Origin of the sequence: Sphingomonas sp. 66-10 (assembly GCF_001897045.1) — a bacterium.
GTDB classification, from domain to species: Bacteria; Pseudomonadota; Alphaproteobacteria; order Sphingomonadales; family Sphingomonadaceae; genus Sphingomonas; species Sphingomonas lycopersici.
Genome location: NZ_MKRR01000146.1, coordinates 7,553 through 9,490, shown reverse-complemented (window position 1 = coordinate 9,490; position 1,938 = coordinate 7,553). Strand labels below are relative to the sequence as shown.

Below are 1,938 nucleotides of genomic sequence, written 5' to 3'. Positions count from 1 at the left end.
GAGATCCTGTTCCTGTTCCAGATGGGCGGCGTGCCGCACGCCGCGATCATGGAGACGATCCGCAACATCGGCGAGAAAGTCATCCCGCACTTCCGCGCGTTGGAAGCGGCTAAAAAGGCGGCCGAATAATCTCCCTCCCACCTGGCCTGCCCAATCGGGCGGGCCATTTTTTTAGGCGAGGAGAGAGATATGCGCGCGATTGCGATCACCGGCTTCGGCGGCCTCGAGCGGCTGCAACTGGCCGACTTGCCCCAGCCGACGCCGGGACCGGGCGAGGTGCTGGTCAAGGTGGCCTATGCCGGGGTCAACCCGGCCGACTGGAAGGCGCGCGAGGGCAAGCTCTCGCGTTATTTCGAGTATAAATTCCCGTTCGTACTTGGGTTCGATCTTTCCGGCACGGTTGCGGCGGTCGGTGCCGGGGTCGAGGGGGTGAAACCCGGCGACGCGGTGTTCGGCATGTCGAAACAGGGGCAGGGCGAGAATGGCGCTTATGCCGACTATTGCCTCGCCTGGCCGGCGATGCTCGCGCCCCCGCCGCCCGCGATGAGCGCGGCCGAAGCCGCCGGGCTGCCGGTGGCGGGCGTCACCGCTTATGGCGGGCTGGTCGATGCCGGCGCGCTCAAGGCCGGGCAGAGCGTCCTGATCAACGGCGGCGCCGGCGGGGTCGGCAGCCTCGCGATCCAGATCGCGCGCGCGGTCGGCGCGCGGGTCGCGGTGACCTGCGGTGCGCGCAACGCGGATTATGTCCGCGAGCTCGGCGCCGAGCGCGCGATCGATTATGCCAACGAGGATGTCGTCGCCGCGGTGCGCGACTGGACCGGCGGCGCAGGGGTCGATCTGGTGCTCGATGCGGTCGGGCTCGATACGTTGCTGCCGCGCGCGACCGAACTGGTGAAAGCGGGCGGCCGTTTCGTCGAGATCGAGACGTTGATCTCGGCGGCGAGCGAGGAGCAGGTCGCCGCCGCGGCTACGAAGGGCGTGACGATCCTCTCCAATATGGTCGCGGTGATGCGCCAGCCCGAGCATCTCGCGGGGCTCGCGGCGATGTGTGCCGCGGGCAAGGTGCGCGCCGCGCCGACCGAGGCGCTGCCGCTCGCCGATGCCGCCGAGGCGCACCGGCGCGTCGAAAGCGGGCATGTCCGCGGCAAGATCGTGCTCGCGGTGGCGGCGCAATGACCGCGGTGCAGATCATCGACGATCTCGTCGCGCGGCCGGGCGAGGGCAAGGCGCTGCTCGATGCCTATATGGCCGATTACGCCCCCGGCGCGCGGGCGCGCGGGATGGTGCTCGATCGCGTGCTGGTCAGCCCGCCCTTGTGGATGGACGATCAGCCCAACACGCTGACGATCGTCTGGAATGTCGAGGGGGCCGCGGGCTGGTGGGGGATGCGCCTCGCCGCCGGCGCCGATCCGAGCGCGACGGCGTTCTGGGAAACCGCCGGCGCCCGGCTGGTCAGCCGCGCGCGCCGCTTCGCCGCGGCGCCCGAGGATGTGGAGACGCTGTGCAATGGCTAAATTCACCGCGCTGATCACGCTCCAGCCCGGCGCCGATCGCGCCGCCTTCGCGCGCAATATCGGCGATACGACGCTCGCCCAGCCGACCTTGCCGGGGGTGTTCGACGGGGGCGACCTGATCCTCCACCGTCAGGTCGCGAACGAGGCCGTCCCGAGCGACGCGGCGATCGCGCATATCGACAGCGCCGTCTACGAACCGATCGGCGGCGGCGCGCATGAGCCGGGGCTGCGGAACGGGGTCTATCGCTGCCTGCTGCTCGCGGTGAAGCCGGGCACGCCGGAGGCGACGGTACGTCAGTTCGAAAGCGAGACGCTGGCGATGCCGCATTATATCGGCACGATCCGCAACTGGCGGTTGAGCCGGGTGACCAAGGCGAGCGGCGCGCGCGTGTGGACGCATGTGTGGGAGCAGGAATATGCCGAT

General features: G+C 69.7%; 3 protein-coding genes and 1 pseudogene. All 4 read left to right on the top strand.

Going from position 1 to position 1,938, the window contains the following annotated elements; genetic code table 11:
* Positions 1-129 (top strand): annotated as a pseudogene (locus BGN95_RS27150) (LLM class flavin-dependent oxidoreductase); the annotation flags it as partial.
* Between the two features lie 60 nt (positions 130-189).
* Positions 190-1,176, top strand: a complete 987-nt coding sequence (locus BGN95_RS21685) for a quinone oxidoreductase family protein (RefSeq protein WP_265313184.1) — start codon at positions 190-192, stop codon at positions 1,174-1,176.
* The gene (locus BGN95_RS21680) at positions 1,173-1,514 is read left to right on the top strand and encodes a hypothetical protein (RefSeq protein WP_179511057.1); all 342 of its coding nucleotides are present in this window, start codon (positions 1,173-1,175) and stop codon (positions 1,512-1,514) included. Before BGN95_RS21685 ends, BGN95_RS21680 begins: the two co-directional genes overlap by 4 nt.
* Positions 1,507-1,938, top strand: a 432-nt coding sequence (locus BGN95_RS21675; RefSeq protein WP_286773979.1) for a Dabb family protein, incomplete at its 3' end; no start/stop codon positions are given. The genes BGN95_RS21680 and BGN95_RS21675, both read left to right, overlap by 8 nt.

Excerpts from the sequence above, each read along its gene's own strand:
- BGN95_RS21680 (WP_179511057.1), top strand. The coding sequence starts at position 1,173 with ATGACCGCGGTGCAGATCATCGACGATCTCGTCGCGCGGCCGGGCGAG.
- BGN95_RS21685 (WP_265313184.1), top strand. The coding sequence starts at position 190 with ATGCGCGCGATTGCGATCACCGGCTTCGGCGGCCTCGAGCGGCTGCAA.